We start from the raw sequence: 25101 nt of genomic DNA, 5'->3' as shown, positions 1-25101 counted from the left end.
CCTGGGTACGCTCTAGTAGCGGAACTGTTCCACCAGTATTCGCTCATCGAGGCTGTGTCCGGGATCGAAGAGCAGCGTCACCGCATGGCGGCGATCTTCGTGGACGTTGACCTCAAGGACATTGGTGAATTCGATATTGTCGGCCACCGCACTCACCGGGCGCTTTTGGGCCTCCCGGATGAGAAAGGTTATCGAGGCGCGGTTCGAGAGTATGGCGCCGCGCCAGCGCCGCGGACGGAACGGAGAAATCGGGGTAAGCGCGAGTAGGGGCGCGGTGATCGGCAGAATGGGGCCGTGGGCCGAGAGGTTATAGGCCGTCGAACCCGCGGGAGTCGCAACGATCACGCCGTCGCAGGTCAACTCCTCGAGCCGGACGTCGCCATCGATCCGGATCTCGACCTTGGCGGCCTGGTAGGTCGAACGAAAAAGGGAAACTTCATTGAGCGCAAGGGCTTCGCGCGTGTTCCCTTCGGCGTCGAGTACCCGCATTGTAAGTGGATGGATGGTTGTAGGCATGGCTGCGCGGAGGCGGACGTCGAGCGATTCAACGCCATATTCGTTCATCAGAAAGCCGACGGAGCCAAAATTCATCCCGTAAACCGGGACATGCCGATCCATTACCTTGTGCAGTGTTTCGAGCATGAGCCCGTCACCGCCGAGCGCTACGACGATTGAGGCGTTATCCAGTCCCGCATCGCCATAGCGCGCCACCAGCGCCTCGCGAGCCTCCTGTGCGGCATCCGTGGGGCTGGCGACGAACGCCACTTTGCCATCGGTATAAAGTGCCAAGCCCTCAGCCTTTCCTCGCAATGGACAATGCCGGATCGATGGTTACCACCGGCGCGAAGAATGCAAAAGGGCTCATTCGGCCCTCGCCGGTAGCGGCCATAATTTCAACTGTCGAAAAAATACATTGCGGAACCCTTCGACGATCTGCATAGTCGGGCCAAAACAGGGGGGCCGTGGTGCCCACCGCTTTAAAGGCGGATTCCACCGCTGCGACACGGGTATTTGGAGGAGCCATGCCGGGGCTGTATTCGGTATGGAGAACGGGGGCGATACGCGCGATCCTGTTTTCGATTCTGGTAGGATTTGCGTCGGGTGCTACGGCTCAGGTCCCACTTGCACCGCGGGATGTCATCTTAAATTGGCATCGCATGGCACTGGAACTCGTCCGCCACACACCGACGCAAACACCGCCTGTGGCGAGCCGGGCATTTGCGTATCTCGCTATTACAGCTTACGAGGCTGCGGCCTCGGGAGATGAGGAACTCCAAAGCCTCGCCGGACAATTGAACGAGCTTATGGCATTCCCTCCGCGTGAAGCCGGAGCGGAATATGACGAAGCGGTCGTCCAGCATGCGGCGCTTGCTTCTACCATCCAAAATTTCTTCGGTAATACCGGGCCGACCGGCCAGCGCGCCATGCGGGCTATGGACGACGGTATCGGGCGGCTCCTCGCGACGAGCGTTTCGGCGGATGTAGTGGAGCGGAGCCGGGCGTACGGATTGGCCGTGGCGGAACATATCCTTCAATGGTCGCTCGACGATGGTGGCGCGACCATCGAAAACCTCGGATTTCCGTACGAATACACACCCACGGAGGGAGGCCAGTTCTGGCGGCCCACCAATGCCATCCGGCTCCAGCAGGCCCCCTTGCTTCCCGGTTGGGGCGACAATCGCCCATTTGCCATGCCCGATGGTGCATCGTGCCCGGTGCCAGACCACGTGCCCTATAGCGAAACGGAGGGCGTGGCTTTTTATGTTCAGGCTCGCGAAGTCTACGATACCGTCAGGAACCTGACCGAGGAGCAGAGGACCATTGCCCGCTTCTGGTCAGACGACCCCATGCTGTCGCCGACCCCACCGGGACACTGGGTCAGCATCGCCCTCCAGGTTCTTGCCAGCGAGGATGCCGATCTCCCAACAACCGTCGACACGCTGGCCCGGCTGGGAGTCGCGCTTGCGGACGCCTTCATTGGCTGCTGGGAGGCGAAATACCAGTTCAACCTCGTTCGTCCGGTAAGCTACATCAAACGGCTGTTCGATCCGGCTTGGGAAACGGTGCTGATTACCCCTCCTTTCCCGGAATATCCAAGCGGACACTCGACGCAATCGGGTGCGGCGGCGATGGTCCTCGAACGCCTGTTCGGAAAAGATTTTGCCTTCATCGACGCAACCCATGAAGCGGATGGGCTCGCGCCCCGCTCCTTTACGAGTTTCCGGCACGCCGCCGAGGAGGCGGCCATCTCACGGCTCTATGGCGGTATCCATTATCGCATGGCAATCGACAACGGGCTCGATCAGGGTGAATGCATAGGCGCCTATGCCAATGCGTTGGTAACGCGGAGGTAGGGTATGCAGCGGGTCATCGTCTTTGGACTGACACTGGCAGGGTATGTCTCGACTGCTTGGGCGCAGGACCCGGTGGTGCCGCGCTATGAAGAGGTTACGGCGAAGGCCGGAATTTCCCACGTTTTCGAGGGCGAGTGGGAATATATGGTCGGCGGCGGGGCTGCCGTCTTTGACTGCGACGGAGACGGATTGCCCGGCATGCTGCTGGCTGGCGGGTCCGCGCCGGCGGTCTTTTATCGTAACAAATCCGAACCCGGAGGCGCGCTGGCGTTCGAGGCCCAACAATCCGGGCTCGAACTCGATGCGGTCACCGGCGCCTACCCAATCGATATCGATAGCGACGGTATCATGGACGTGGTCGTGCTGCGCGTGGGCGAGAACGTTCTGATGCGCGGCCTGGGAGAATGCCGGTTCGAGCGGGCCAATGAGGCGTGGGGTTTCGACGGCGGCGATGCATGGTCAACGGCGTTTGCGGCAACCTGGGAAAGGGACAGCGACTGGCCGACGCTGGCGGTGGGCAATTATGTCGACCGCAGCGAGCCGATGTTCCCCTGGGGATCGTGCACCGATAACTGGCTGCATAGGCCCGCGGCGGGCGGGTTCGCCGCGCCAATAGCGCTCAAGCCAAGCTATTGTTCGCTTTCGATGATGTTCACCGATTGGGACCGTTCCGGCACGCCCTCTCTACGGGTTTCCAATGACCGCGAGTATTACAAGGGCGGGCAGGAACAGCTCTGGAAGGTCCGGCCGGGCGAAACGCCTGCGCTCTTTGGCGCTGACGAAGGTTGGCGGCAGTTGCGCATCTGGGGAATGGGGATCGCCAGTGCAGATCTCGATTTCAACGGCTATCCCGAGTATTTCCTGACCTCGATGACCGACAACAGGCTTCAGGTGCTCGCCCCGGTTGGGGAAGGGGAGGTACCGTTGCCGACCTATGTCGAGGCAGCGTTTCCGCGCGGCGTAACGGCGCACCGGCCCTATACGGGTGATGAGATCCGCCCCAGCACGGCCTGGCATCCGCAGTTCGAAGACGTCAACAACGATGGGCTGATGGATCTGTTCATCGCCAAGGGCAACGTCTGGGAGATGCCCGATTTTGCGCTCGAAGATCCCAACAACCTCTTGCTCCAACGTCCCGACGGGACTTTCATGGAGGCCGGCGATATCGCCGGAGTGGCCAGTATGCTGACGGCTCGCGGGGCGATGCTCGCCGATTTCAACCTGGACGGCCTAATCGACATCCTTGTGGTCAACCGGCATGCCGAGACACAACTCTGGCAGAACGTAAGCGACATTCCCGGCGGCTGGCTGCAGGTGGCCCTCCACCAGGAGGGCGGCAATCGGGATGGCATCGGTTCGTGGACCGAGGTCCGGCGCGGGGAAGTGATCATGCGCCGCGAGGTCTTCGTGGGCGGCGGGCATGTCAGCGGGCACGCGGGCTGGTGGCATTTCGGGCTGGGCGATGCCGAGGATGCCGAGATCCGCGTCCTTTGGCCGGGAGGCGAGGCGAGCGAATGGTATGGCGTTGAAGCCAATGGCTTTTATCGCGTTACGCGCGGTGCCGGGATCACCCGTTGGGCGGCCGACGCCGACACACGTTAGCAAACTGTTCACCGACGGAACGCTATCTATGTCAGATAGCATCCGGGATCTTTCAAATGTCGGTTGACGTCACGGTCGCCGCTGATGCGACAGCCAAATCATTACTGCCCGCGGGCTACGATCCGATCGACGCGGGCTGGGGCAAGCATCTGTTCAATGCGGCTGCCATCCTGCAGATGCTCGAGAAGACCGTCGGCCTGGGGACCTTCCGTCTCGAATTGCCTTCGGGCGATCTCTATTGCTCGGACCTCGCATGCCGCATGTTCGGGCTGGAGCCGACGCGTGAGCCGGTGCCGCTCAGTGCGGTTTTCGGGGCGGTGGTGCGTGGCGACAAGCGCGACAGTGCCCAGCAATTGAAACAAGCCATCGCCCGCAAACAGGGCTATCGCGATATTCTGCACGTGAGCGTGGCAGGGCGGGTTTCGACAATCGAATGTCATGCAGACGCCGAACTCAACCGGGAGGGCGACATCATCGCCATTGTAGGCACGGTGCGCGACATCTCTGAACGGGCAGCCGTCAACGCCAAGTCATCGAGCCACAGCCTCGTCATGCGCGCGCTTCTGCACAATATCCCCGCCGCAATCGCGATCCTCGACAATGAGATGAGATATCTCGCGGTCAGCGACTTCTGGGCGGCCGGACACGGAATGAAGGCGCCGCGCGATCTGGTCGGCAAGTCGCACTACGAGGTGCATCCCGAATTGGGCGAGGAGATTCGCCGGGAACACCGCATGGTGCTCGAGGGCCATACCCTGCGCCGTCCGCGCGCGTTTCTCACCGACCGGACCGGCAAACCCATCGCCCAGACCTGCGTCATGTGCCCATGGTACACGACCGACAAAAAGATCGGCGGGATGATAATCATGCTCGGCACGGTCGACCCGGAACACAAACTGCCAGAGGAAAAGTCGACCTCTCCACTCCCCACGCGAGAAGAGTTCCTCAAGATACTGGCCAGTCTGTAACGGATGATTGTCCCTGGCCGTGGACTTCCCCCTGCCGGTTCGGGGCCGATACCGTTGCCCCTCAGTTCTTTGTGGCGATGCGGGTTCCAACGACGCGATTGCGACCCGCGAATGGCGAAACGCCCTCGTTCGCTTAAGCCTGTCGCAGGAGATGCTCTGCAGGTGTCAGACGATGCCCAAAGAGACAGAAGACCCGCCGAAAGCCTGTCGATCGCCCAGTGTCCCACGATAAGCCGGCAAGCAGGAATTCGGCGCACCCTAACCAGCAATCGATGGTACCTGGCGACAATTCAAAGGCTTGAACCCAAGAGTTGAGTTCGTCTCACCTCGGCCATTTTTGACTGTACAACTATGGCGCTCAGAAACCGTCCTTTCGAGGAGCCCGAAAATTCCAACCGACACTTATACTCTGATTGGACTTGGCGTGGGCGCGATAGTGCTCTTGTGGCTGGTCTTCTCCATAATGCGCAAGTTGTTTGGATGGGCACTGCTGGCTGCCATTGCGTTTGGCGCGTGGGTTTTGTGGTCCAATCCAGAATTGCGCGGCGATCTAACGTCTGCAGCAATGGGATTCGTAACGTAGGTGTCGCTGGCAGGGTTCGCCCGTTGTGGCCGATAACTCGGACGTATCACTGAAGAAAAAAGGACGGATCGACGCCTGTCTTTAGTGGAAACCCTCAGGGCTCAGTGAATGTTACGCATTGAACCGCAATGAGAAGCGCACGAAGAGATCGCCGTCCCACCACATGGGGAAGTTGGTGCCCCATTTGTTGTTGTAGAGACAGAACCTGACGCCGGCAGAGAAGTCGGGCGGGGCGGGATTGTAGCGCATGAAGGGCCAGTCGGCCGGTGCGACAAGGGGGGTGTCGAGCGGAACGACGTTGAGCGTGTTGCCGGGGAGGGACGCCTTTGCGGCAAAGATGGCCTGTAATTGCCCGCCTCCACGCGGGGCGACGGCTTCGGCCTTGTGCCAAAGACCGGTCTTGAGCAGTCGCCAGTCTTGTGCTGCCTCCGGGGTCAGCGAAAAAAAGCCGGCTTCAGGCATTCGATTGGCGGGCTTGCCGCGCAGCACGAGCGCGATCTCAAGCGCATCTTCGTGGGCCGTGAAACGGTATTCGATCCGCCGGGGAGCGCCGAGCGCGGCGTTCGCCTGGTCTGCCATTGCCATATTGAGGATCAGGGTGTTGCCATTGCGCGCGGTCCCTGTGAGCGCAGGCGCCCAACTTGCCGAATGGGCGCTGGAGGCTGCGATGAGGCCGGGCTTGTCGTGGTCGAGAATAGCCCATTCCGGCCTTTCCACCAGATAGCTGTCGAGGTGCGTGGCCATGTCGCGGGCATCGTAGCTTTCGTGCCGATAGCCCATCAATCCGTGCTGTCTGCCAGTAAGTGCAGTACCGCCGGGGCTCTCGAGCGAGACGATGTCCCCGCTTAGCCGGTCGAACATGATCCTCCAGCCGCCGATTTCTGCTTCGCCTGAAGCCGGTGGGTTGCTGGCCAGCACGGGCGGGACCTCGAGCGCAGCGAGCGCCCGATGGACACGTGCCTGGTCGGGTGCGGCAAGGGCGGTGGCGGCCTTTTCGAGATAGGCCCGCTGTTCGGCCCATGAGGCTTTGCAATAGCCGAACCGATAGTCGCTGTGCCGCGCCTTCTCGAAAGCGTCGCGATCCCAAGCCGTTTCGTCGCGCAGGAAAGTCTTGATGTCGACGCCACAAGTATGTTCTGCAACCAGCGTCAGTCCGCGCCCAAAAGCACGGCGTTGGTCGGAAAGACCTTCGGTGGCAAATTGATCATAGAGTTGCTGCAGCGCCCGGAAGCGCGCTGCCTTGACGGGGTCGGCGGCCGCGCCGTGTATCCAACTGTCGCCGATTTCGGTTTCGATCACCGGAAAGCGTTCGCGCTCGTCCCAGAGGATGGTCCCGTAGTCGTCCAGCGCCGCGGCGCGGATCTTAGCATCGGGGTGCGCATGGGCGAGCGCGCGGTAAATTTCCACGGTCTGGTGAATTGCCTGGGGGCCCATGTTGTCGTTGGTATGCGCGAAGCTGAGCCCGTCGGCTAGCCCCTCGGGCAAGTGGGTTGCACCATAGGAATTCTGGTACATGACGACAATTTCCGATCCATCCGGCGCACGCCAGCGGAAGATCGGGGGTAGGCCGGGGACGGGGCAGGCGCTGTTGACGCCAAGATGCAGGAATTTGATTCCTGCTTTTGCCATCAACGGCACGATGCCGAGCGTGTGGCCGGGCACATCCGTCATCTTGGCGGCAATGGTTGTCTTGCCGAAACGCTTGTCGAGCTCTTGCGCGTAGGACAATCCTGCCTCGAAGAGAGCCGGGGACATCAATTCGGTATGGGTCGTGAAAGGCAGGCCGTGCCAACGGATTATGCCTTTGGCGATCGCCCTTTCCAGCCGTTCGACATCTTCTTTGGGCCGAGTTGCGAGATGGTCGTGGATGAGCCAGGCGCCGGTGGTCCAGATGAATTTTGGGGTTTCTGGATCCTCGGCGTAAAAATATTGGCCGGTGTCGATCGCCTGCGGGATGAACCTTGTGTGATAGAGCTGGCGCACCTTTTCGGCGTGGTCGGTAAAGCCGATATCGAGATGCGTCTTGAAGACCAGATGGATTGTCCTGGCTGGCATGATGGCCGGGTCCGTTCCGACTACCCAACCGTGCCGCGCACGACCAGCCGCGTGGGTACGTGCTCGGTGAGTGGGGCAAGGGTGGGAGATTCGAGGCGTCTGAGGATCAGCCGGATCAGTGCCTTGATGCGGGTATCGAGATCGACCTTGACTGTTGTGAGGTTGTAGCTGCGCCAGTGGGATTGGGAAATGTCGTCGAAACCGATGACCTTCACGTCCTCGGGAACACAAAGTCCCAGTTCGTATCGCAGGGCATCGAGCGCGCCAAAGGCGCCTTCGTCATTGGCCGAGAAGATGGCATCGACCTTGCCCTTGATACGGAACAGGTTGACGATGGCCGCGTGCGCTGTGTCGTAGGAAAAGTCACCCTCGCAGACGATCGGCTCGCCCAGTCCGCGCGCCTGCATCACTTCTTTAAGCGTTGCAAGGCGGGCCGAATTGGCGCGAGAGCGTGCCTTGCCAGAAAGATAAGCAATGCGGCGTACCCCATAGCCCTGCAATAGGGCGATGGCCTGATCCATGCCCGCGTGCTGGTGCACGTTGAGCCTGTCGAACAGGAAGCCGTCATTGGCCGCAGGCTTTTCGTCCTTGCTATCATAGGTGACGTAAATGGGTACCGCACGGTCGAGAACCCGGGCCAGCGTTTCAGGTTTGACGTTCTCGGCGAAGGCGATGATCGAATCGGGATTGAACCCGCGCATATAGGTGAGCAGGGTTTCGTCCATCGAGAGGTCGGTACGGGTCTTGAAAAGGAGCGTGGCGAAACCTTCCGCTTGCAAGGCTGTGGTCAGCGCGTCGATTTCCTGGCTTTCCCAGGGGCTGCAGACGTCCGGCACGATAACACCGACAAGGTGTGAGCGGCGTGTCACGAGGGCCCGGGCGGCGTGATCGGGGGTGTAGTTGAGCTCGCGCGCAATGCGCAGGATGCGTTCGCGTTTTTCGGGCTTGAGCGATGCGGCAGGATTGAACGCGCGCGATACCGCAACGCGCGAAACGTTGGCGGCCTGGGCCACCATATCGGCGGTTGCCCTCTGGCGCTCACGGGTGAAATTGTCGCTCAACTGTTCGGTTCCATACGTCAAATTTGTAATCGTGAACAACATGACTTGTCGCTGTAAAAGATGACATCTGTCAAGCGAGGCATGGCAAAAAACCCCAGAAGTGCTGTCATAATAGTGTAGTTTCGGCGTGCGAAGTTTACCCCGTTCCGCGGGAAAATCCTGTCCTCAAACGTGCCGGGATTGACTCAAAATGAAAACGTGTTCATTCTTGGCTGTGTGCGCTGCTCCCCGGGAAGAGGACTTGGCGAAGGGCAGCGACGGCCGGTGCGGGCTTCGCTCCGGGCCAACGAATGGGAGGTACATCGCTACAATGATACGCCATCATCTTCTGGCAGCAGGCTTCGGCCTCTTGGCGGCTACGGGGCTTTCTGCTCCCGCATTCGCCGTTGATCTCACCATCACCTGCCGCTGCGTCGAAGGCGGGGTCAATTCAGCCACCGCCCAGTGGATCAAGACATCCGTGATCCCGGGCTTCGAGGCAGAAATGGCCGCGGCTGGGCGCGACGTCAGCGTTACGCTCACCGAATTCGCCGGTGCAGACGAGCAGCTTACCCAGCAGCTCGCGCTCGACTTCTCGACGGGTGCGGGTGCCGATATTTCGGGTTTCGACGGGTTTCTGATCCCGTCCTTTGTCGAAGCGGGCCTGCTGCGCTCGTTCGAGGATCTAGTGGGTGATCCTGCAATCAACTGGGAAGGATGGGACCACATTTCGCCGGGCATCCGCTCCATTCTTTCTTATGACGGTGGGACCTACGGTATCGGGCTTGGCACCGACGTGCGCATGCTCTTTGTGCGTTCTGACCTCTTCGAAGAGGCGGGTCTCGATGCCGCAAGCTGGGAACCGTCGTCCTGGGATGATGTTCTCGAAGCTGGTCGTGCGCTCAAGGAAGCGGGCATAGATGCGCCGCTGCAGCTCAATGCCGGCGTGTCGATGGGCGAGGCCACGACCATGCAGGGCTATTGGATGGCGCTACTCGGTTCAGGGGAGGGCGTCGTCGATGAGGACGGGCGCTGGATCGTCGAGAGCCAGGGCATTCTCGACACGCTCAATCTTTACAAGACCATCTATGTCGATGAGGGGCTGGGCGACCAGCGAGCGCAGCTTCTGGCCGACGGGCGCAATCGCACGTTCGCCAATTTCCGCGATGGCCGCACGGCCATGCTGGTGGAAGGCGACTGGTTCTATCGCTCGGTGACTGCGCCGGGTGCGGAATTCGCGGTGGACGATCGCGACAATGTCATGACCTGGAAGAAGATGCCGGCGCGGACGCCGGGGGAAGGTTTCCGCGGACAGGACCACGTCTCGATCTCGGGCGGAACGGGCTTTGTCATCAATCCCAACACGGCAAGTCCGCAGGAGGCGTGGGAGTTTCTCGCCTTCATGATGAGCCGAGAGCAGATGACGGCTTTCCAGGATTTCCAGCCTGGCATCCGCTCGCGTAGCGACGTTCCGATCCCGAACTCGCCGTTCCTAACGGAAACCTCGCAGGCGCTGCTGCCGCTGACAACGGCCCGCCCCAACGACCCGCACTACAACAGCGTCTCGCTCGAAATCCAGCGTATGACGGAAAGCGTTGTCTCGGGCGAACTTTCGCCTGAAGAGGCGATGGCGCAGTACAAGACCGCTGTAACCGCCATTGTGGGTGAAGAGAATACGGTCAGCTTGCTCTAACGCAGGCATGGGAATGCGCCCTTTCGAGCGGGCGCATTCCTCGATCAGGGAAGTTCCTCCCCGGACCGTCCGGCCCCCCTTCCATCGGCGCGGCAAGAACCATTCCGCGTCAACTGGCTTGCGGCGGGACCGGCGGCACCGGAGACCTCGAAAAGAACTATCGACCCGGGGGTGGGCGTGAAGCGGTTTTCTCTTCTTTCCAACAGGGCAGGGCTGGCGTTCATGACGCCTGCGGGAATCCTTGTTGCGCTCTTTGTCATCGCACCGTTTTTCTGGGTAATCTTCGTTTCGTTCACCAACCGAACCCTTTTGGGGCGGACTGCGCTCGAACCCGAATTTGTCGGGCTCGCCAACTACATCGCGCTTTTCAACCCGGTCGGATTCTTCCAGCGCGGCCAATTCGGTTTCTCGCTGATTCTCACCACGCAGTTCGTCCTGATCTCGGCGCTGATCGGGCAGGCGTTATTGGGAATGTTACTAGCCTGGCTGCTGCAATCGGTGCCAAAGACCGTCAAATCGCTTACCGAGACCGTGGTCATCGCCGCGTGGATATTGCCGGAGGTGGTGATCGGTTTTGCCTGGTTTGCCTTCCTCGATTATGACAACGGCACGCTCAACGGTATCTTGACCAGCCTCGGGTTGCCGCCCGGCGATTGGCTGCTGCAACAGCCCTTCTGGGTCATTGTCATCTTCAATACCTGGCGCGGCGCGGCCTTCTCGATGATGTTGTTCAATTCTGCGTTTGCGTCGATCCCGCCGAGTTATTTCCAGGCGGCGGATGTCGCGGGGGCGTCGAGCTGGCAGAAATTCCGCGATATCGGCTTGCCGCTCATCCGCGGTCATGTGGTGACGGACCTGATCCTCATCACTATGTGGACCTTCAATACCTTCACCCCGTTCCTGCTCACGAATGGCGGGCCGTCCTACAGGACAGAGTTGCTCTCGATCTACACCTATCGCGTGGCGTTCCGGGATTTCGATTTCGGCAAGGGCGCGGCGGTGGGTGTCATCGTTATGTTGGTCAACCTTGCCTTTGCTCTCGTCTACCTGTGGGTAGCGCGGCGCCGGCACAAGGGAGCCGCATGATGGGCGATTATTTTTCACGCTATTTCACGCGCATCGGCTTTTCGGTGCTGGCCTCAATCATCGGCGCGCTGTTCGCGCTGCCGTTGATCTGGTTCCTGTTCGCGCCGTTCAACGCACGGGCCGAACTGGGTCTGGCGATCCCCGATCCATTCACGCTGTCCAATTTCGTGACCGTCTTCAACAATGCGTTCGCCATTCGCGGGCTGTGGAATTCGCTCTTGCACAGCGTGGGCGGCGTGATCCTTGTCGGCATCGGGGCAACGCTCGCCGCATATGCGCTCTCGCGCTCGAACCTGCCCGGCAAGCGGGCGGTCACCTATACGCTGCTCCTGTTTTCCTCAGTTGTTTCGGGGTCGGCGGCGATGGTGCCGATTTTTCTCATCATCAACTCGATGGGGCTGATCGATACTCATTTCGCCGTCATTCTGGTTTTTGCCGGGGGACTATTGCCGACGGCGATGTTCATCCTGCGCGATTTCATAGATGGCATCCCCAGAAGCTATGAGGAAAGCGCGATGGTGGCGGGTGCGTCTCCGGTGCAATCCTTTTTCGATGTCGCATTGCCGGTCATAAGGCCCGGCGTGGTGGTCATTGTCGTTTGGAGCTTCGTCAATATCTGGGGGAGCTTCCTCATCCCGTTCATCCTCCTGCGCTCGTCCGACAAGATGCCCGCGGCGGTGGCCATCTATTCGTTCTATTCGGAAGCGGGCACTCCGATCGTTACGCTGCTAGCGGCCTATGCGCTGCTCTACTCGCTTCCCGTCATCGGTTTGTACCTGTTCGTGAGCTGGCGCTTCGGCTTCAGGTTCTTTGGCGGCATCAAGGCTTGATCATTCAGGGTTTTCAATGGCTTCGGTAGTATTCAATAACGTTACGAAAACCTTCGGCGAATTCACCGCCGTCAAGGATGTGTCGCTAGAAATCGGGGATGGGGAATTCGTGTGTCTGCTCGGACCTTCGGGGTGCGGAAAGACGACGAGCCTGCGCATGATTGCTGGTCTTGAAACGCCAACTTCGGGCCGCATCGAAATCGGCGGGGTAGATGTCACGATGAAACACCCCAAGGACCGGCAGATTTCGATGGTCTTTCAGGACTACGCGCTTTATCCGCACATGAACCTTGCTGACAACATCGCCTATCCGCTCAAGGTGCGTGGCGAGGCCGAGGCCAAGCGTCACGGGCGGGCGCGCGAAGTGGCGGACATTCTCAAGATCGGGCATCTGCTCGACCGTATGCCAAGCCAGATTTCCGGCGGCCAGCAGCAGCGCACTTCGTTGGCGCGTGCGCTGGTCTATCCTTCGCAGGTCTATCTCTTCGACGAGCCGCTTTCCAATCTCGACGCCAAGCTCAGGCTCGAAGCGCGAGGCTTTCTCAACCATTTACAGCGCGATATGGGCATGACGGCGGTTTACGTCACCCATGACCAGGCCGAGGCGATGGCCCTGGCTACACGCATCGCGGTGATGGACGAAGGGCGCATCGTTCAATACGCTCCCCCAATCGAAATCTACCGCCGCCCGGCGACCACCTTCGTTGCCAATTTCGTTGGCAACCCGCCCATGAACCTGTTGCCCGTCGAAGCGATGACTGTGGAGGGCGCGATCCGGCTCAAGGCCGAAGGGCTGAGCATCGAGGGACTGCCCGTCTCCCAGGCTGCGGCGAAGGCAATCGGCGAGGGTGGAGCCCTAATGCTGGGCATTCGCCCCGAACACCTCGCGATTGCTTCGGGCGGGGAGGTCAACACGATTTCCGGCAGTCTCTTTGCCAATGAGAATATGGGACCTGAATCGCTGGTGACGCTCGAGCGGCAGGATGCCGCGCGGTTCACCGCCCGCATCTTCACCGACGACGAGATCAGATTAGATCAACGGGTCACCTTCACCTTCAATGTATCACACGTTCATCTTTTCGGACCCGATGGCGCGCGCTTGCCGCTCGATGGAGAGTAAGGCGGTCGCAGGATGGCGAGTATAGTCCGCTCCTTTACGGTCACGCCCGCCGATCAGGCTAGTGACCCATATTACTACGTGCCCTTCGCCGTACCCGATGGCACCACTCGTATCGATGTAGCGCTCAGCTATCCCAAGGCTGAAAACTGCATCATTGACCTTGGATGCTTCGATCCGACGGCAACGGGCTATCCTTCGGCAACCGGCTTTCGCGGATGGAGCGGGGGCGCGCGCGAGAGGTTCTTTGTTGCGCGCGACGATGCGACGCCTGGCTATGTGCATGGGGAAATCCCGGTCGGAGACTGGAACGTCATCCTCGGACTTTATAAACTGCCGCCCCAAGGTGCGCCGGTCGAACTCTCCATCACGCTCGACAGTGCGGAACGTCCGAAAGCATTACAGCCCGTGCGGACATTTCCGGTGCGGAAGGGGGCCGGCTGGTACAAGGGCGACTTGCACTGCCACACCTTCCATTCGGATGCGCGCGGGGGACCTGAACTGCTCCATGCCGCGGCCAGGCAGGCGGGCCTCGACTTTCTCGCGGTCGCCGATCACAACACGATCACGCAGCGGCGGTATTTCCACCCGGCCTCTTCGCCGGATCTGGTTTTTGTGCGTGCGATGGAGGTGACGACGGCGATTGGGCACGCGAACGTTTTCGGCGCCGACCAGTGGATCGACTTCCGCATGACACGGCCCGAACACGCCCACACGCTGGCTGAAATGGTCCATGGGGCGGGAGGGCTGCTTTCGATCAACCACGACAAACCCGACATCCCTTGGGGGTATGAATGGCCGGATGCCGATTTGATGGAGGTCTGGCAGTCGACCTGGCTGGCCTGGAACTGGATTTCGCTCGAGCGCTATCAACAGCGTCTTGCCGCAGGACTCAGGATTTCGGCCATCGGCGGATCCGATTATCACCAACCCGACCGGCTGCTGCCCGAAGGCCCGCTCGTCCTGGCGCGGCCCACGACCGTGCTCTGGCTTGAGGAACTGTCGGAGGATGCGGTGCTTGCCGCCATGAAAGCGGGCCGGGGATATGTCACCGAAAGCCCTGACGGGCCACACCTCGAATTGAGCGTCGGGGACGCGCCTATGGGTGCTAGCCTGCCCGCCGGGAGGGTGAAGGCAACTGCGCGTGTGAAATGCGCAGCCAGGGATATTCTAGTCTGGCTCGATGCCGGGGGCGAAATAGCCCGCGAGGTCATCCGATCCGATGACGCCTTGCTGACCCTGGATGCCGAGCCGCGGGGTTTTCTCCGCTGCGAGGTCGTCGCGGAAGCGGCGCGGTCGCAGCTTCTCGCCGACCTGCGGCTGGTGCTCGCGGACAACCCCCTGCCGTGGGGGCTGACCGAGGACATTGTTGCCGCCCAGCCTGTTCGCCGGGCGCTTTCCAACCCAATTTATTTCGATCCGGAGGTCCGATGTTGATCGGCAATGCCCCTTGTTCATGGGGGATTTTTTATTCATTTGGCAATCGCATCGACGCACAAACCTATCTCGATGAGGTTGCCGGTGCCGGCTATCGCGCGACCGAACTCGGGCCCTTCGGGTTCCTCCCCACCGACTCGGCTGCACTTGGAGCTGCTCTGGAAATGCGTGGGCTGGCGCTTTCCGGGGCCGTCCACGTCCACGCCTTTTCCGACCCTGTTAGCGGGCCGCAACTCGACGCGAAACTCATGGAAGTCGGAAGGCTGCTGCAAGCACTTGGCAGCAAACACCTCGTCATCATGGATGAAGGGAACGCTTATCCCGCAGAGGCAATCGGCATCCTCGATGCCGACCGTTGGCGCACCATGTGTGCGATGATCGAAGAGGCCCGTAAGCGCGTCGAGGGCGAACTGGGACTGACACTCTCGTTCCATCCCCATGTCGCGACCGCGGTGGAACGTGAAGAGCAGATCGATAGGCTGCTTGAGGAGACCGGAATAGCGCTGTGTTTCGATACCGGCCACCACGCGTTTTGGGATCAGGACCCGCTGGCCTATATGGAAAAGGTTTGGGACCGTATCGCCTATATGCACCTCAAGAACGTGGATGGTGCGGTACGCGCGCGTGTTCTTGCGGGCGAACTGGGGGTTCGGGAGTCTTTCGCCCAAGGCGTCATGTGCCCGCTTCCCGATGGCGTAGTCGATATTGGCGCGGCGCTGGAAATGCTCGTGACGCGGAACTTTTCCGGTCCGATCATCGTCGAGCAGGACCCATCGGACGATCCTGCCCTGCACCCGGCATCGCTCGCGGTCCGCAATGCGGCATTCGTTGCCGGAATTGTCGGGACACTTAAGCCATGAGCATTCCAGTCGGACTTATCGGGCTGGGCGAGGTCGCCCAGTTGATGCACCTGCCGCTTCTGGCCGATGACGCGCGGTTCAGAATTGCGGTGGTCAACGATCTCTCGCCGGGGCTCACCACGCATGTGGCGGCGCGCTACGGGGCGCGAGCAGCGGAAAGCCCCGAGGCGGTCATCAACGATCCCTCCGTTGAAGCGGTCTTCATCCTGACGCCCGATTACCTTCACGCCGATCTCGTGGCCCAGGCTATTGCGGCCAAAAAGCATGTCTTTATCGAAAAGCCGGTCTGCCTCAATCTCAACCAGCTTGAGCCGCTGCTGGCGCTGCACAAGGACAATCCCCGGATCGTGTTCGTGGGTTATATGCGCCGCTATGCGCGGCCGTTCCTAGCGCTCAAGAAACGCATGCCCGCTCTCGAGAAAATCCGCCACGTACGGGTGCGTGACATTATCCGTGAATCGCAGTTCTTCATCGACCAGACGCGACCGGTCGTGCGTGCGACGGATATCGATCCTGACGTGGTCGCGGAGGGCCGCGCGCGCGCAGTTGCAATGCTGAGGGAGGTGATGGGAGAGGATGCGCCTGCCGACGCAGTGCGGGCTTATCAGGTGCTGACCGGCCTCGCCTCACATAGCTTTTCCGCCATGCGCGAACTTCTGGGAATGCCCCATCGGGTAGCCGCCGCGCGCCAACACGGAGGCGAGACGGTGATGGTATGGTTCGATTATGGCCACTTTACCGCACTTTACGAGGCGGTGATCAGCGATGTCGCAGTGTTCGATTCGGGGATCGAGATCCTGACGCAGAACCAGCGATTTTCCATCGGCTACGACACGCCCTATATCCGCAATCTGCCAACGAAGCTGGAGATTACTACATCGAGTCAGCGCGACACCGGAACCGAGACCATCGGACCATTTTACGAAGATCCGTTCCGGATTGAACTCGATGCCTTCCATCACTCGGTCACAACGGGCAGGCAGCCCAAGACCGATCTTGCCGATTCCCGATTCGATCTCGAACTGTTCCGGAATGTGGGTCGGGCGTTTCTAGAAAACGAGATCGTGTTGCTGCGTCCATGACTGCGCGCGACGTAAGCCGATGGGCACGGTCTGACGGTCGGCAAGGTTCGATGCCGCCGCGAATCGGTAAGTGAAAAGCTAACATTTCGGGCAGTTAGTGGTGCCGGCAGCAGGACTTGAACCCGCGACCCTCTGATTACAAATCAGATGCTCTACCAACTGAGCTATACCGGCGCGCGGGTCTGGTAGCACCGGAAACCGGGGGTTTCAAGCGATTTCGCAAGGAGCAGACGAGACAGGCGCGAGAAAGCTGTTTCGCGTCTCTCATCTCATGCAAGACGACTGCGACTGCTCTTGTCGTATTTGTAAAAAGCCCGCCTTCGACGCCGCTCCGCAAAGTGCAAGGGGCCGGGTGCTGGCAGCAGAAGTTGCCTCCGATTAGCGCCCACGCCGGAAAAGCAACGCCGCCCGAATACGGTCGAACCGTTCGCTATTACGTTCGTCGCGCGCCGCAACGGCTATGCCTCGCCTTATGGCTACGGCGGCCAGCAGGATGATGAACGCTCCGATGCCGGCCAGGGCGGCGTCCAGGGCCGACGTGCGCCCTTCACGTCTCACGGATGGCGGTTGTTCGGTAGCGAGAGCTGCAATTGCCCTATCCACATCGAGAAGATGGCGCCGGGCAGAAACTAGCGCGTCCCGGAGTTGTACATAAACGAGCGCGGCTTCAGGTTCGCCATCAATGCTCGACGAAACCGGCTCAACGAGGGGAGCAAGGATATCAATCGCGCGTTGGGCCGATACTCGCGTCTCGCTGAGTGCTTCGATTGCGGGCGCAACGAACTGGCGGCGCGCTTCCAATACTCTTCCAGAAACTTCGCCAGCCGTCGCGCCAGTTGCCGTAATCCTGACGCCGTCCTTAATGTCGGTCATCGAAACGGCGTCTCTTGGCACGAAGGCTTCTCGGTAAATGGCCTGCGGATCAGCAATCTGGCCCTCACGAGCCAGGGCATAGGGCATCTCGATATCGATCGATGAGGTGTAGGTCTGCTCTGTGGTTGCAGCCATGGCGTAAGCGATGAGTGCCGCGACGACAGGTCCGATTACCAGGAGCAACCAGTGCTCGGCCAGGAAAACGGCTACATCGAGCAGCGATATTTCATCGTCGGCATAATCAGTCATAAGAGCTCCCAAGCAATCAAGCCTAAGAACCCTAAAGGGAGAAGTCAATCCAGACCATATTCGGCGGACTCCAGGGACATGCGAGGTCTTATTCTGCGACCGATTGTGCCTGCTGGTTCATGGCGGCGAAAACGTTGCGGTCCAGTTCTGTGAGAGCCTTCATCAATAAGCCGCGATAGACCGGTTCGCTGGCGTCGGCGACCAATGTAACCGGGGGCAACCCGTTTATGCCGCCCATGAGCGAGGATGTAGCACCTTCCCGGAGCGAAGACAGCATCAGGTCGTAGGCAGCGGTGCCGGGTCCGAGGATGATGATGCGGCCGATTTCGAAGATCGACATCAGCCGGTTAAGGCCATAGCCGATGGCACTGCCGGCCAGGTTGAAGGCGTGCAAAGCATTGCGATCTCCCAGACGAGCCTGAGTTATGATCTGCTGGAAATCGCCGGGAGGCACGGCGTGCGCGGGCGGTGTTCGCGCGGGCACCGAATATGCAGAGCGCAGGATCCCATAATCGGCGGCATAGGCTTCAATGCAGCCATGGGCGCCGCAACGGCACAAAGCGCCGTCCGGGATATGGATCATGTGGCCAAATTCGGTGCCGATATCGCTGTCAAAGCGGTCGGCATCGGGGAAGGTGAGCCCCATGCCCACGGTCGATCCGATAAAGACCGTGGCCACTGTCTTGTGGGTAAGCTCGGGCTCAAGCCAACGCATTCCATCGGCCATGAGCCGGCCACGCTTATAGAGCTTTACGGTTATGGGAAACCGAGCCTGCAGCGGCGAGACAATATCAAGACCGGCAAAATGTGCGATCGGCGACCACTTCATGCCCGAGCCATCGGGATAGAGGATGCCCTGTACCGAAATCGCGACCGTATAGAGGCGATCTGCCAATTCCGTATTGCGTGTATAGATGAGTTGGATGCGTTCTGCGAGGTAGTGGGGGGCGGGACTTTCGGCGAAGGTCGAAGGCGTCACCGCCGATTCCACGCGGTCGACCAATACGCCGCCATAATCGAGCAGCGAAAGCCTACAACGGGTCACGTCCAGTTCGATCAACAGGATGTAGCCGGCTTTGCGGTTGTGCGTGAGCTTGACGCTGGGGCGTCCGCGCGCCTTGGCTTCCTCTGCAGGAGCGTCGAGGTCTATCAGCACGCCTTGAGTTACGAACTCGGCCGCGATGGTGGTGAGGGTGGCGTTGGATAAGCCGGTCTCGATCGCAATCTCGCTGCGCGAAAGCGGACCGGAGCGTCGCAATACCCCCAGGATCAGTTCCCGGTTCTGCCGCCGGATCATTTCGGTGTCGGCAACACCGCGCGCCAAATCAGCCTCCTCGCGACGATTTTCGACAAATGTGCTTACACTCAATAGGCGGCTATTATCCGCTGTACCAGCTTCAAGTTTGAGCGCCGAGCAATTTGCCTTTCAGTGCGGTGGAAGGGATGTTGACATAGAGAAACCGGCATGCCAATGATTTTTTCGAGTATTAAAAAAATACTCTTGGTGCGGTCCTGCGAGGGCGCCCGCGCCAACCGGAGGTAGATCCTTTCATCTCAGACCGTCGTTCCCATCCAAGGGGACATGGAGGAGGAAACATTATGAAAAAACTTGCTGCGGTCCTGCTCGGCACGACCGTTCTCTTCGCTGGCGTCGGCGCTGCCAATGCGCAGCAGATTACCGTGGGCGTGTCCTGGTCCAACTTCCAGGAAGAACGTTGGAAGACTGACGAAGCTGCCATTCAGGCGGCGCTCGAAGCCGCAGGTGCCCGCTATATTTCGGCCGATGCCCAATCGTCGCCGGCCAAGCAGCTCACCGACGTGGAAAGCCTGATTGCCCAGGGTGCCGACGCCCTGATCGTCCTGGCTCAGGATTCCGAAGCTATCGGCCCCGCCATTGCTGCGGCGGTCGCGGAAGGTATCCCGGTGGTCGGTTATGACCGTCTCATCGAGAACCCCGACGCCTTCTACCTGACCTTTGACAACAAGGGCGTGGGTCGTTTGCAGGCGCAGGCCGTTTATGCCGTGCAGCCGACCGGCAACTATGTCTTCATCAAGGGTTCGAGCACCGATCCCAATGCGGACTTCCTGCACGAAGGCCAGCTCGAAGTGCTTCAGGCAGCAATCGATGCAGGCGACATCGTCAATGTTGGCGAAGCCTACACCGACGGCTGGCTGCCCGAGAATGCACAGCGCAACATGGAGCAGTTCCTGACTGCCAACAACAACGAAGTCGATGCCGTGGTTGCTTCCAATGACGGTACGGCCGGGGGTGTTGTCGCTGCGCTGGCTGCACAAGGTCTTGCCGGCTCGGTTCCCGTCTCCGGTCAGGACGGCGATCATGCTGCGCTCAACCGCGTTGCGCTCGGCACGCAGACTGTCTCGGTCTGGAAGGACGCGCGTGAACTCGGCGCCAAGGCTGCGGAAATCGCGCTGGCTCTCGCCGGTGGCACGCCGCTCGATGGCGTTCCTGGCGCGGTCAAGTTCGATGGCGGCCCGAACGGGGTCACGATGAACTCGTACTTCCTGCCGCCGGTTCCGATCACCCAGAGCAACCTCAACATCGTTATCGATGCGGGTTGGGTGAGCAAGGACGTCGTCTGCCAGGGCGTTGCAGCCGGCACCGTGGCGGCCTGCAACTAAACGCAGTAATCCAGAGCCAAATACAAGGGTGTCGCGGTGTAGACCGTCGCGACACCCTGATTGGTACTCCCGGGGAACCGCCGCTCCGTCTCCGCGCCGAGGCCCGTTGGGGCATCGCATAGGCGACGGATTGCGCGAGGAGAGGCAAATGGCAGAACAGAACGCCATGACAAATTCGGCAAATTCACTCACGATCGAAGGCAATCCGGTCCAGAGATTTCTCGCCGCGACCGAAGTCGATACTCGGCTTCTGGGCATGGTTGGCGCGCTTCTGCTGATCTGGATCGGCTTTCATTTCATGTCCGGCGGGCTGTTCATTACACCGCGTAATCTCTGGAACCTTTCGGTCCAGACTTCCTCAGTCGCGATCATGGCGACGGGCATGGTGCTGGTCATCGTCACGCGCAACATCGACCTGTCGGTGGGCTCGATATTGGGCGTTCTGGCCATGCTCATGGGCGTCATGCAGGTGGAATTCCTGCCACGGATGCTGGGGCTGGGACATCCGGCGATCTGGATCCTGACGACTGCCTTCGGCATCGCGGTCGGTGCCCTCATCGGTGGCGTTCAGGGGACGATTATCGCTTATCTGCGCGTGCCGGCCTTCGTTGTAACGCTCGGCGGGATGCTGGTCTGGCGCGGCGCAGCCTGGTGGGTCACGTCGGGCCGCACGGTCGCCCCGCTCGATACGACGTTCCAGTTGATGGGTGGGGGCCCCGCCGGTTCCATCGGATCGACGATGAGCTGGATTGTTGCGGGGGTGGCTTGCCTCGGTATCGTTGCGTATCTCGTTTATGCACGGCGCCAGCGCCGCAGGTTCAACTTTCCCCTTCGTCCGGTCTGGGCTGAAGTGGTACTCGGCCTTGCCGGTTGCGGCATAGCGCTTGGCGCCGTAGCGGTTTTCAATGCCTATCCCTGGCCTGTCCGTATCGCCGCGAGCTATGCAGCGGCCAACGATATTGCTGTTCCGGAAGGCGGGTTGTTCATATCCCACGGGATTGCCTTGCCGGTGCTGATCGCCATAGCGGTGGGCGTCATCATGACGTTCCTTGCCACGCGCACGCGTTTCGGACGCTACGTATTCGCCCTCGGCGGCAATCCCGAAGCGGCCGAACTCGCCGGGATCAATACGCGTTGGGTCACCGTCAAGATTTTCATGCTGATGGGCGCGCTCTGCGGCATTGCAGCCTCGATATCTTCGGCACGCCTCAATGCGGCGACCAATTCGATGGGAACGCTCGACGAGCTCTATGTAATTGCCGCAGCAGTGATTGGCGGAACGTCGCTTTCGGGCGGCGTCGGCACCATCGTTGGAGCGATGATCGGCGCGCTGGTCATGCAGTCGCTACAATCGGGCATGGTGCTGATGGGGCTGGACAGCCCACTTCAGAGCATCGTTGTGGGTCTGGTTCTCGTCCTGGCGGTCTGGCTCGACACGCTCTACCGCAACCGGGCCAAATGAGGGGTTTGACCAGTATGTCTCAAAGTGTAGCAAAACCACTTGTCGAGCTCGACGATATTTCCATCGCTTTCGGCGGTATCAAGGCGGTTGACCGGGCTTCGGTCGATCTCTATCCGGGCGAAGTCGTAGGCCTTCTGGGTCATAACGGCGCGGGCAAGTCGACGCTTATCAAGATCCTCTCAGGTGCCTATCGCCGCGACGGGGGCGAGATCCGTATCGATGGCGAAACCGCTACGATCAACAATCCGCGCGATGCCAAGGCCTATGGGATCGAGACGATCTATCAGACACTCGCTGTTGCCGACAACGTCGATGCGGCGGCCAATCTGTTCCTTGGTCGTGAATTGACGACTGCCATTGGCACGCTCGACGACGTGGCGATGGAGGCCAAGGCCCGCGAGGTGATGGGGCGATTGAACCCCAACTTCCGCCGTTTCAAGGATCCGGTGAAGGCTCTATCGGGTGGGCAAAGGCAATCGGTGGCGATTGCTCGGGCGATCCTGTTCAACGCACGCATCCTGATCATGGACGAGCCCACCGCCGCGCTCGGGCCGCAGGAGACCCAACAGGTCGCCGATCTCATCAAGCAACTCAAATCCGAGGGCATCGGCATCTTCCTCATCAGCCACGACATTCACGACGTCTTCGACCTCGCGGATCGGGTGTGCGTGATGAAGAACGGGCAGGTCGTAGGCACAGCCAAGACCACGGACGTCACCAAGGACGAAGTGCTCGGCATGATCATCATGGGCAAATGTCCTCCAGGCGCCATTCCTGGCCCGGGAGCGATGCGCGCCTGATTGTCTGATGGCGAATACTGTGTAAGGTCCTCCCGGCTCGCGCGGGGAGGACCTTATGCTTGAGACACTGGTGGTCGGGGCAGGGCCGGTAGGGCTTGTGGCGGCGATCGAACTTGCGCGGCGGGGGCGTAGCGTCCGGATCATCGAACAGCGCAATCAGTCCATTGCGGAATCGCGGGCATTGGGGATCAACCCGCGTACGCTCGATATAATGGAGGCAAGCGGGGCGACAGAGCGCATACTCGCCGAGGGCATCCGCATCCGGCGTGCGCGATTGGTCTCGCGCGGCAAGTCACTGGGCACCATCGAGTTCTCGGCGATCAATCACCGGTTCCCATTCATGACGGCGCTACCGCAGGCGCGGACGGAGGCCCTGCTCGCCGAGGTTCTGGCCGGACTTGGAATCCAGGTCGAACGCGGAACGCGGTTTGTTGGCAATGAGGGCTCAGCAGAGGCTCCCGCTCTTCGGCTCGTTGGTACGGGGGGAGACGAGGTTGTCCTCGCGCAGCGGGTGTTTGGTTGCGATGGGGCGCGATCATCGGTGCGCGAGGATGCAGGCATCGGGTTCGAGGGTAGCACCGACGACCATAGGTGGACGCTGATGGATGTGGCGGCAGACTGGCCATATCCCGCCGACGAGGCACGGTTCATGCTCTCGGCGGCCGGCAGCCTGTTCGTTTTGCCGGTGACCGAAGGCGTCTGGCGATTTGTCGCGACATCGGAAACACCTGAAGAACTGGTTCCGCCGGATGTGCGACTTGGTGAGGTTCTCTGGCGGTCGCAATTCCGTATCGCGCACAAGCTGGCTGCCACCATGCAAAAGGGGGCGACCTTTCTCGCAGGCGACGCGGCGCATATCCACTCGCCGGCAGGAGCGCGCGGGATGAACGGCGGGATCGAGGACGCCGCGACCTTCGCTTGGCTAACGGAAACGGGACAGCTGCACCGGTATAGCGCGATGCGATTGCCTGCCGCTCGTCGGGTGCTTGCACAAGTCGAACGCCAAACTCGGCAGGCGGAGCAGGCGCACATGGGCGCGCTTGCATTCCGAGAGACTGTCGCGCGGTTCGTATTGCCGTGGCCGTTCGTGCAGCGCTTTGCATCCGGGTTCATCCTTGCCCAGGATACCGCCAGCCCCCCTTGGCTCCGAAAGTAGACTGGAAAAGGGCGTTGCAGTGCCTTCGGTCGCCATGCCACTCTGAGCGAAATCGAAATCGCATCAACAGGTTGAGGAGGCGGAGATGAAGACACGCGCGGCAGTGGCATTCGAGGCGGGACGGCCTTTGGAGATCGTCGAAGTCGACCTGGAGGGCCCCAAAGCCGGAGAAGTGCTGATCGAAATCAAGGCTACCGGCATCTGCCATACCGATGAGTTCACGCTGTCGGGTGCCGATCCCGAGGGATTGTTTCCCGCCATACTTGGCCATGAAGGGGCCGGGGTCGTCGTCGAGGTTGGGCCGGGCGTTACCAGCGTCAAGCCGGGCGATCATGTGATCCCGCTCTATACGCCCGAATGCCGCGAGTGTCCTTCGTGCCTGTCGCGCAAGACCAACCTGTGTACCGCCATTCGCGCGACCCAGGGGCAGGGACTGATGCCAGACGGAACCGGCCGGTTCTCGTACAATGGCAAGCCGATCTTCCATTACATGGGGTGCTCGACGTTTTCGAACTTTACGGTCATGCCCGAGATCGCCGTGGCCAAGATCGACGCAAGCGCGCCGTTCGACAAGGTCTGCTATGTGGGCTGCGGGGTGACGACCGGTGTCGGTGCCGTCATCAACACGGCCAAAGTGGAGCAGGGCGCCACTGCGGCGGTGTTCGGGCTGGGCGGCATTGGGCTCAATGTCATCCAGGGCCTCAGGGTGGCCGGGGCCGACATGATCATCGGCGTCGATATCAATAATGACAAGAAGGAGTGGGGCGAACGCTTCGGGATGACGCATTTCGTCAACCCACGCGAAATCGGAGGCGATGTGGTGCAACACATCGTCAACATGACCAAACGCGGTGCCGACCAGATCGGCGGCGCGGACTACACCTTTGATTGCACCGGCAACGTCACCGTGATGCGCCAGGCGCTCGAAGCGAGCCATCGCGGGTGGGGCAAATCGATCATCATCGGCGTCGCGGCGGCGGGGCAGGAGATTTCGACGCGTCCTTTTCAGCTCGTCACAGGGCGGCAATGGATGGGCACGGCGTTCGGCGGCGCGCGGGGAAGAACAGATGTACCAAAAGTCGTCGACTGGTACATGTCGGGCAAGATCGAGATCGACCCAATGATCACCCATACGCTGAGGCTCGAGGATATCAACAAAGGGTTCGACCTGATGCATAAGGGGGAATCCATCCGCAGCGTGGTGATCTACTGAC

Annotated in this window: 20 protein-coding genes and 1 tRNA gene; 15 read left to right on the top strand and 6 right to left on the bottom strand. The window is 60.6% G+C overall.

The window, feature by feature from the left end:
- Positions 1–12: 12 nt before the first annotated feature.
- Positions 13–789: an NAD kinase gene (locus I2G20_RS05770; RefSeq protein ID WP_196258711.1), complete on the bottom strand. Its 777-nt coding sequence runs from the start codon at positions 787–789 to the stop codon at positions 13–15.
- Positions 790–1157: 368 nt separating this feature from the next.
- Between I2G20_RS05770 and I2G20_RS05765 the strand changes: the two genes are divergently transcribed.
- The 3 genes from I2G20_RS05765 to I2G20_RS05755 are packed head-to-tail and all read left to right on the top strand — an operon-like array spanning position 1158 to position 4924.
- Positions 1158–2354, top strand: a complete 1197-nt coding sequence (locus I2G20_RS05765) for a vanadium-dependent haloperoxidase (protein ID WP_246472857.1) — start codon at positions 1158–1160, stop codon at positions 2352–2354.
- Positions 2355–2357: 3 nt separating this feature from the next.
- A complete protein-coding gene (locus I2G20_RS05760) occupies positions 2358–3956 on the top strand; it encodes a CRTAC1 family protein (protein ID WP_196258709.1) in 1599 nt (532 codons plus the stop codon).
- A gap of 56 nt (positions 3957–4012) precedes the next feature.
- A complete protein-coding gene (locus I2G20_RS05755; protein ID WP_196258708.1) occupies positions 4013–4924 on the top strand; it encodes a PAS domain-containing protein in 912 nt (303 codons plus the stop codon).
- 694 nt (positions 4925–5618) lie between these two features.
- Here the strand turns inward: I2G20_RS05755 and I2G20_RS05750 are convergent.
- Positions 5619–7562, bottom strand: a complete 1944-nt coding sequence (locus tag I2G20_RS05750; RefSeq protein ID WP_196258707.1) for a DUF5054 domain-containing protein — start codon at positions 7560–7562, stop codon at positions 5619–5621.
- Between the two features lie 20 nt (positions 7563–7582).
- Positions 7583–8623 (bottom strand): LacI family DNA-binding transcriptional regulator, encoded by a 1041-nt coding sequence (locus I2G20_RS05745; protein WP_246472855.1) that lies wholly within the window; start codon positions 8621–8623, stop codon positions 7583–7585.
- 310 nt (positions 8624–8933) lie between these two features.
- On the opposite strand from I2G20_RS05745, the gene I2G20_RS05740 reads away from it, so the two are divergent.
- The 7 genes from I2G20_RS05740 (at position 8934) to I2G20_RS05710 (ending at position 16707) form a co-directional block, all read left to right on the top strand.
- Positions 8934–10295: an extracellular solute-binding protein gene (locus tag I2G20_RS05740; RefSeq protein WP_196258706.1), complete on the top strand. Its 1362-nt coding sequence runs from the start codon at positions 8934–8936 to the stop codon at positions 10293–10295.
- Between the two features lie 177 nt (positions 10296–10472).
- Positions 10473–11381 (top strand): ABC transporter permease subunit, encoded by a 909-nt coding sequence (locus I2G20_RS05735; protein ID WP_196258705.1) that lies wholly within the window; start codon positions 10473–10475, stop codon positions 11379–11381.
- Positions 11381–12211, top strand: coding sequence for an ABC transporter permease subunit (locus I2G20_RS05730; protein WP_196258819.1), 831 nt, complete (start codon positions 11381–11383; stop codon positions 12209–12211). Before I2G20_RS05735 ends, I2G20_RS05730 begins: the two co-directional genes overlap by 1 nt.
- Before the next feature lie 16 nt (positions 12212–12227).
- Entirely contained in the window at positions 12228–13331 is a 1104-nt protein-coding gene (locus I2G20_RS05725; protein ID WP_196258704.1) for an ABC transporter ATP-binding protein, read from the top strand.
- 12 nt (positions 13332–13343) lie between these two features.
- A complete protein-coding gene (locus I2G20_RS05720) occupies positions 13344–14765 on the top strand; it encodes a CehA/McbA family metallohydrolase (RefSeq protein WP_196258703.1) in 1422 nt (473 codons plus the stop codon).
- Positions 14759–15625, top strand: a complete 867-nt coding sequence (locus I2G20_RS05715; protein ID WP_196258702.1) for a sugar phosphate isomerase/epimerase family protein — start codon at positions 14759–14761, stop codon at positions 15623–15625. Before I2G20_RS05720 ends, I2G20_RS05715 begins: the two co-directional genes overlap by 7 nt.
- Entirely contained in the window at positions 15622–16707 is a 1086-nt protein-coding gene (locus I2G20_RS05710) for a Gfo/Idh/MocA family protein (protein ID WP_196258701.1), read from the top strand. Before I2G20_RS05715 ends, I2G20_RS05710 begins: the two co-directional genes overlap by 4 nt.
- Positions 16708–16805: 98 nt before the next feature.
- Here the strand turns inward: I2G20_RS05710 and I2G20_RS05705 are convergent.
- The 3 genes from I2G20_RS05705 to I2G20_RS05695 form a co-directional block, all read right to left on the bottom strand.
- A tRNA-Thr gene (locus tag I2G20_RS05705) sits at positions 16806–16881 on the bottom strand.
- Positions 16882–17085: 204 nt separating this feature from the next.
- Positions 17086–17829 (bottom strand): hypothetical protein, encoded by a 744-nt coding sequence (locus tag I2G20_RS05700; protein ID WP_196258700.1) that lies wholly within the window; start codon positions 17827–17829, stop codon positions 17086–17088.
- 88 nt (positions 17830–17917) lie between these two features.
- Positions 17918–19153 carry an ROK family protein gene (locus tag I2G20_RS05695; RefSeq protein WP_196258699.1) on the bottom strand — a complete coding sequence of 412 codons (1236 nt, stop codon included), beginning with the start codon at positions 19151–19153 and terminating at the stop codon, positions 17918–17920.
- 275 nt (positions 19154–19428) lie between these two features.
- Here I2G20_RS05695 and xylF point away from each other — a divergent pair, with 275 nt between their 5' ends.
- The 5 genes from xylF (at position 19429) to I2G20_RS05670 (ending at position 25100) form a co-directional block, all read left to right on the top strand.
- Positions 19429–20469: a D-xylose ABC transporter substrate-binding protein gene (xylF, locus tag I2G20_RS05690; RefSeq protein ID WP_196258698.1), complete on the top strand. Its 1041-nt coding sequence runs from the start codon at positions 19429–19431 to the stop codon at positions 20467–20469.
- Between the two features lie 166 nt (positions 20470–20635).
- Positions 20636–21931: a sugar ABC transporter permease gene (locus I2G20_RS05685; RefSeq protein WP_246472905.1), complete on the top strand. Its 1296-nt coding sequence runs from the start codon at positions 20636–20638 to the stop codon at positions 21929–21931.
- A gap of 14 nt (positions 21932–21945) precedes the next feature.
- Positions 21946–22731: an ATP-binding cassette domain-containing protein gene (locus tag I2G20_RS05680; protein WP_196258696.1), complete on the top strand. Its 786-nt coding sequence runs from the start codon at positions 21946–21948 to the stop codon at positions 22729–22731.
- A gap of 55 nt (positions 22732–22786) precedes the next feature.
- Positions 22787–23887 carry an FAD-dependent monooxygenase gene (locus I2G20_RS05675; protein ID WP_196258695.1) on the top strand — a complete coding sequence of 367 codons (1101 nt, stop codon included), beginning with the start codon at positions 22787–22789 and terminating at the stop codon, positions 23885–23887.
- Positions 23888–23972: 85 nt separating this feature from the next.
- Complete coding sequence (locus tag I2G20_RS05670) at positions 23973–25100, top strand: S-(hydroxymethyl)glutathione dehydrogenase/class III alcohol dehydrogenase (RefSeq protein WP_196258694.1); 1128 nt, start codon at positions 23973–23975, stop codon at positions 25098–25100.
- Position 25101: the final 1 nt, after the last annotated feature.

It is taken from the genome of Pelagibacterium limicola, from assembly GCF_015694405.1.
Lineage (GTDB): Bacteria > Pseudomonadota > Alphaproteobacteria > Rhizobiales > Devosiaceae > Pelagibacterium > Pelagibacterium limicola.
Note: the sequence above shows the minus strand (reverse complement) of the source record. Positions and strands in the feature narration are given on the sequence as shown.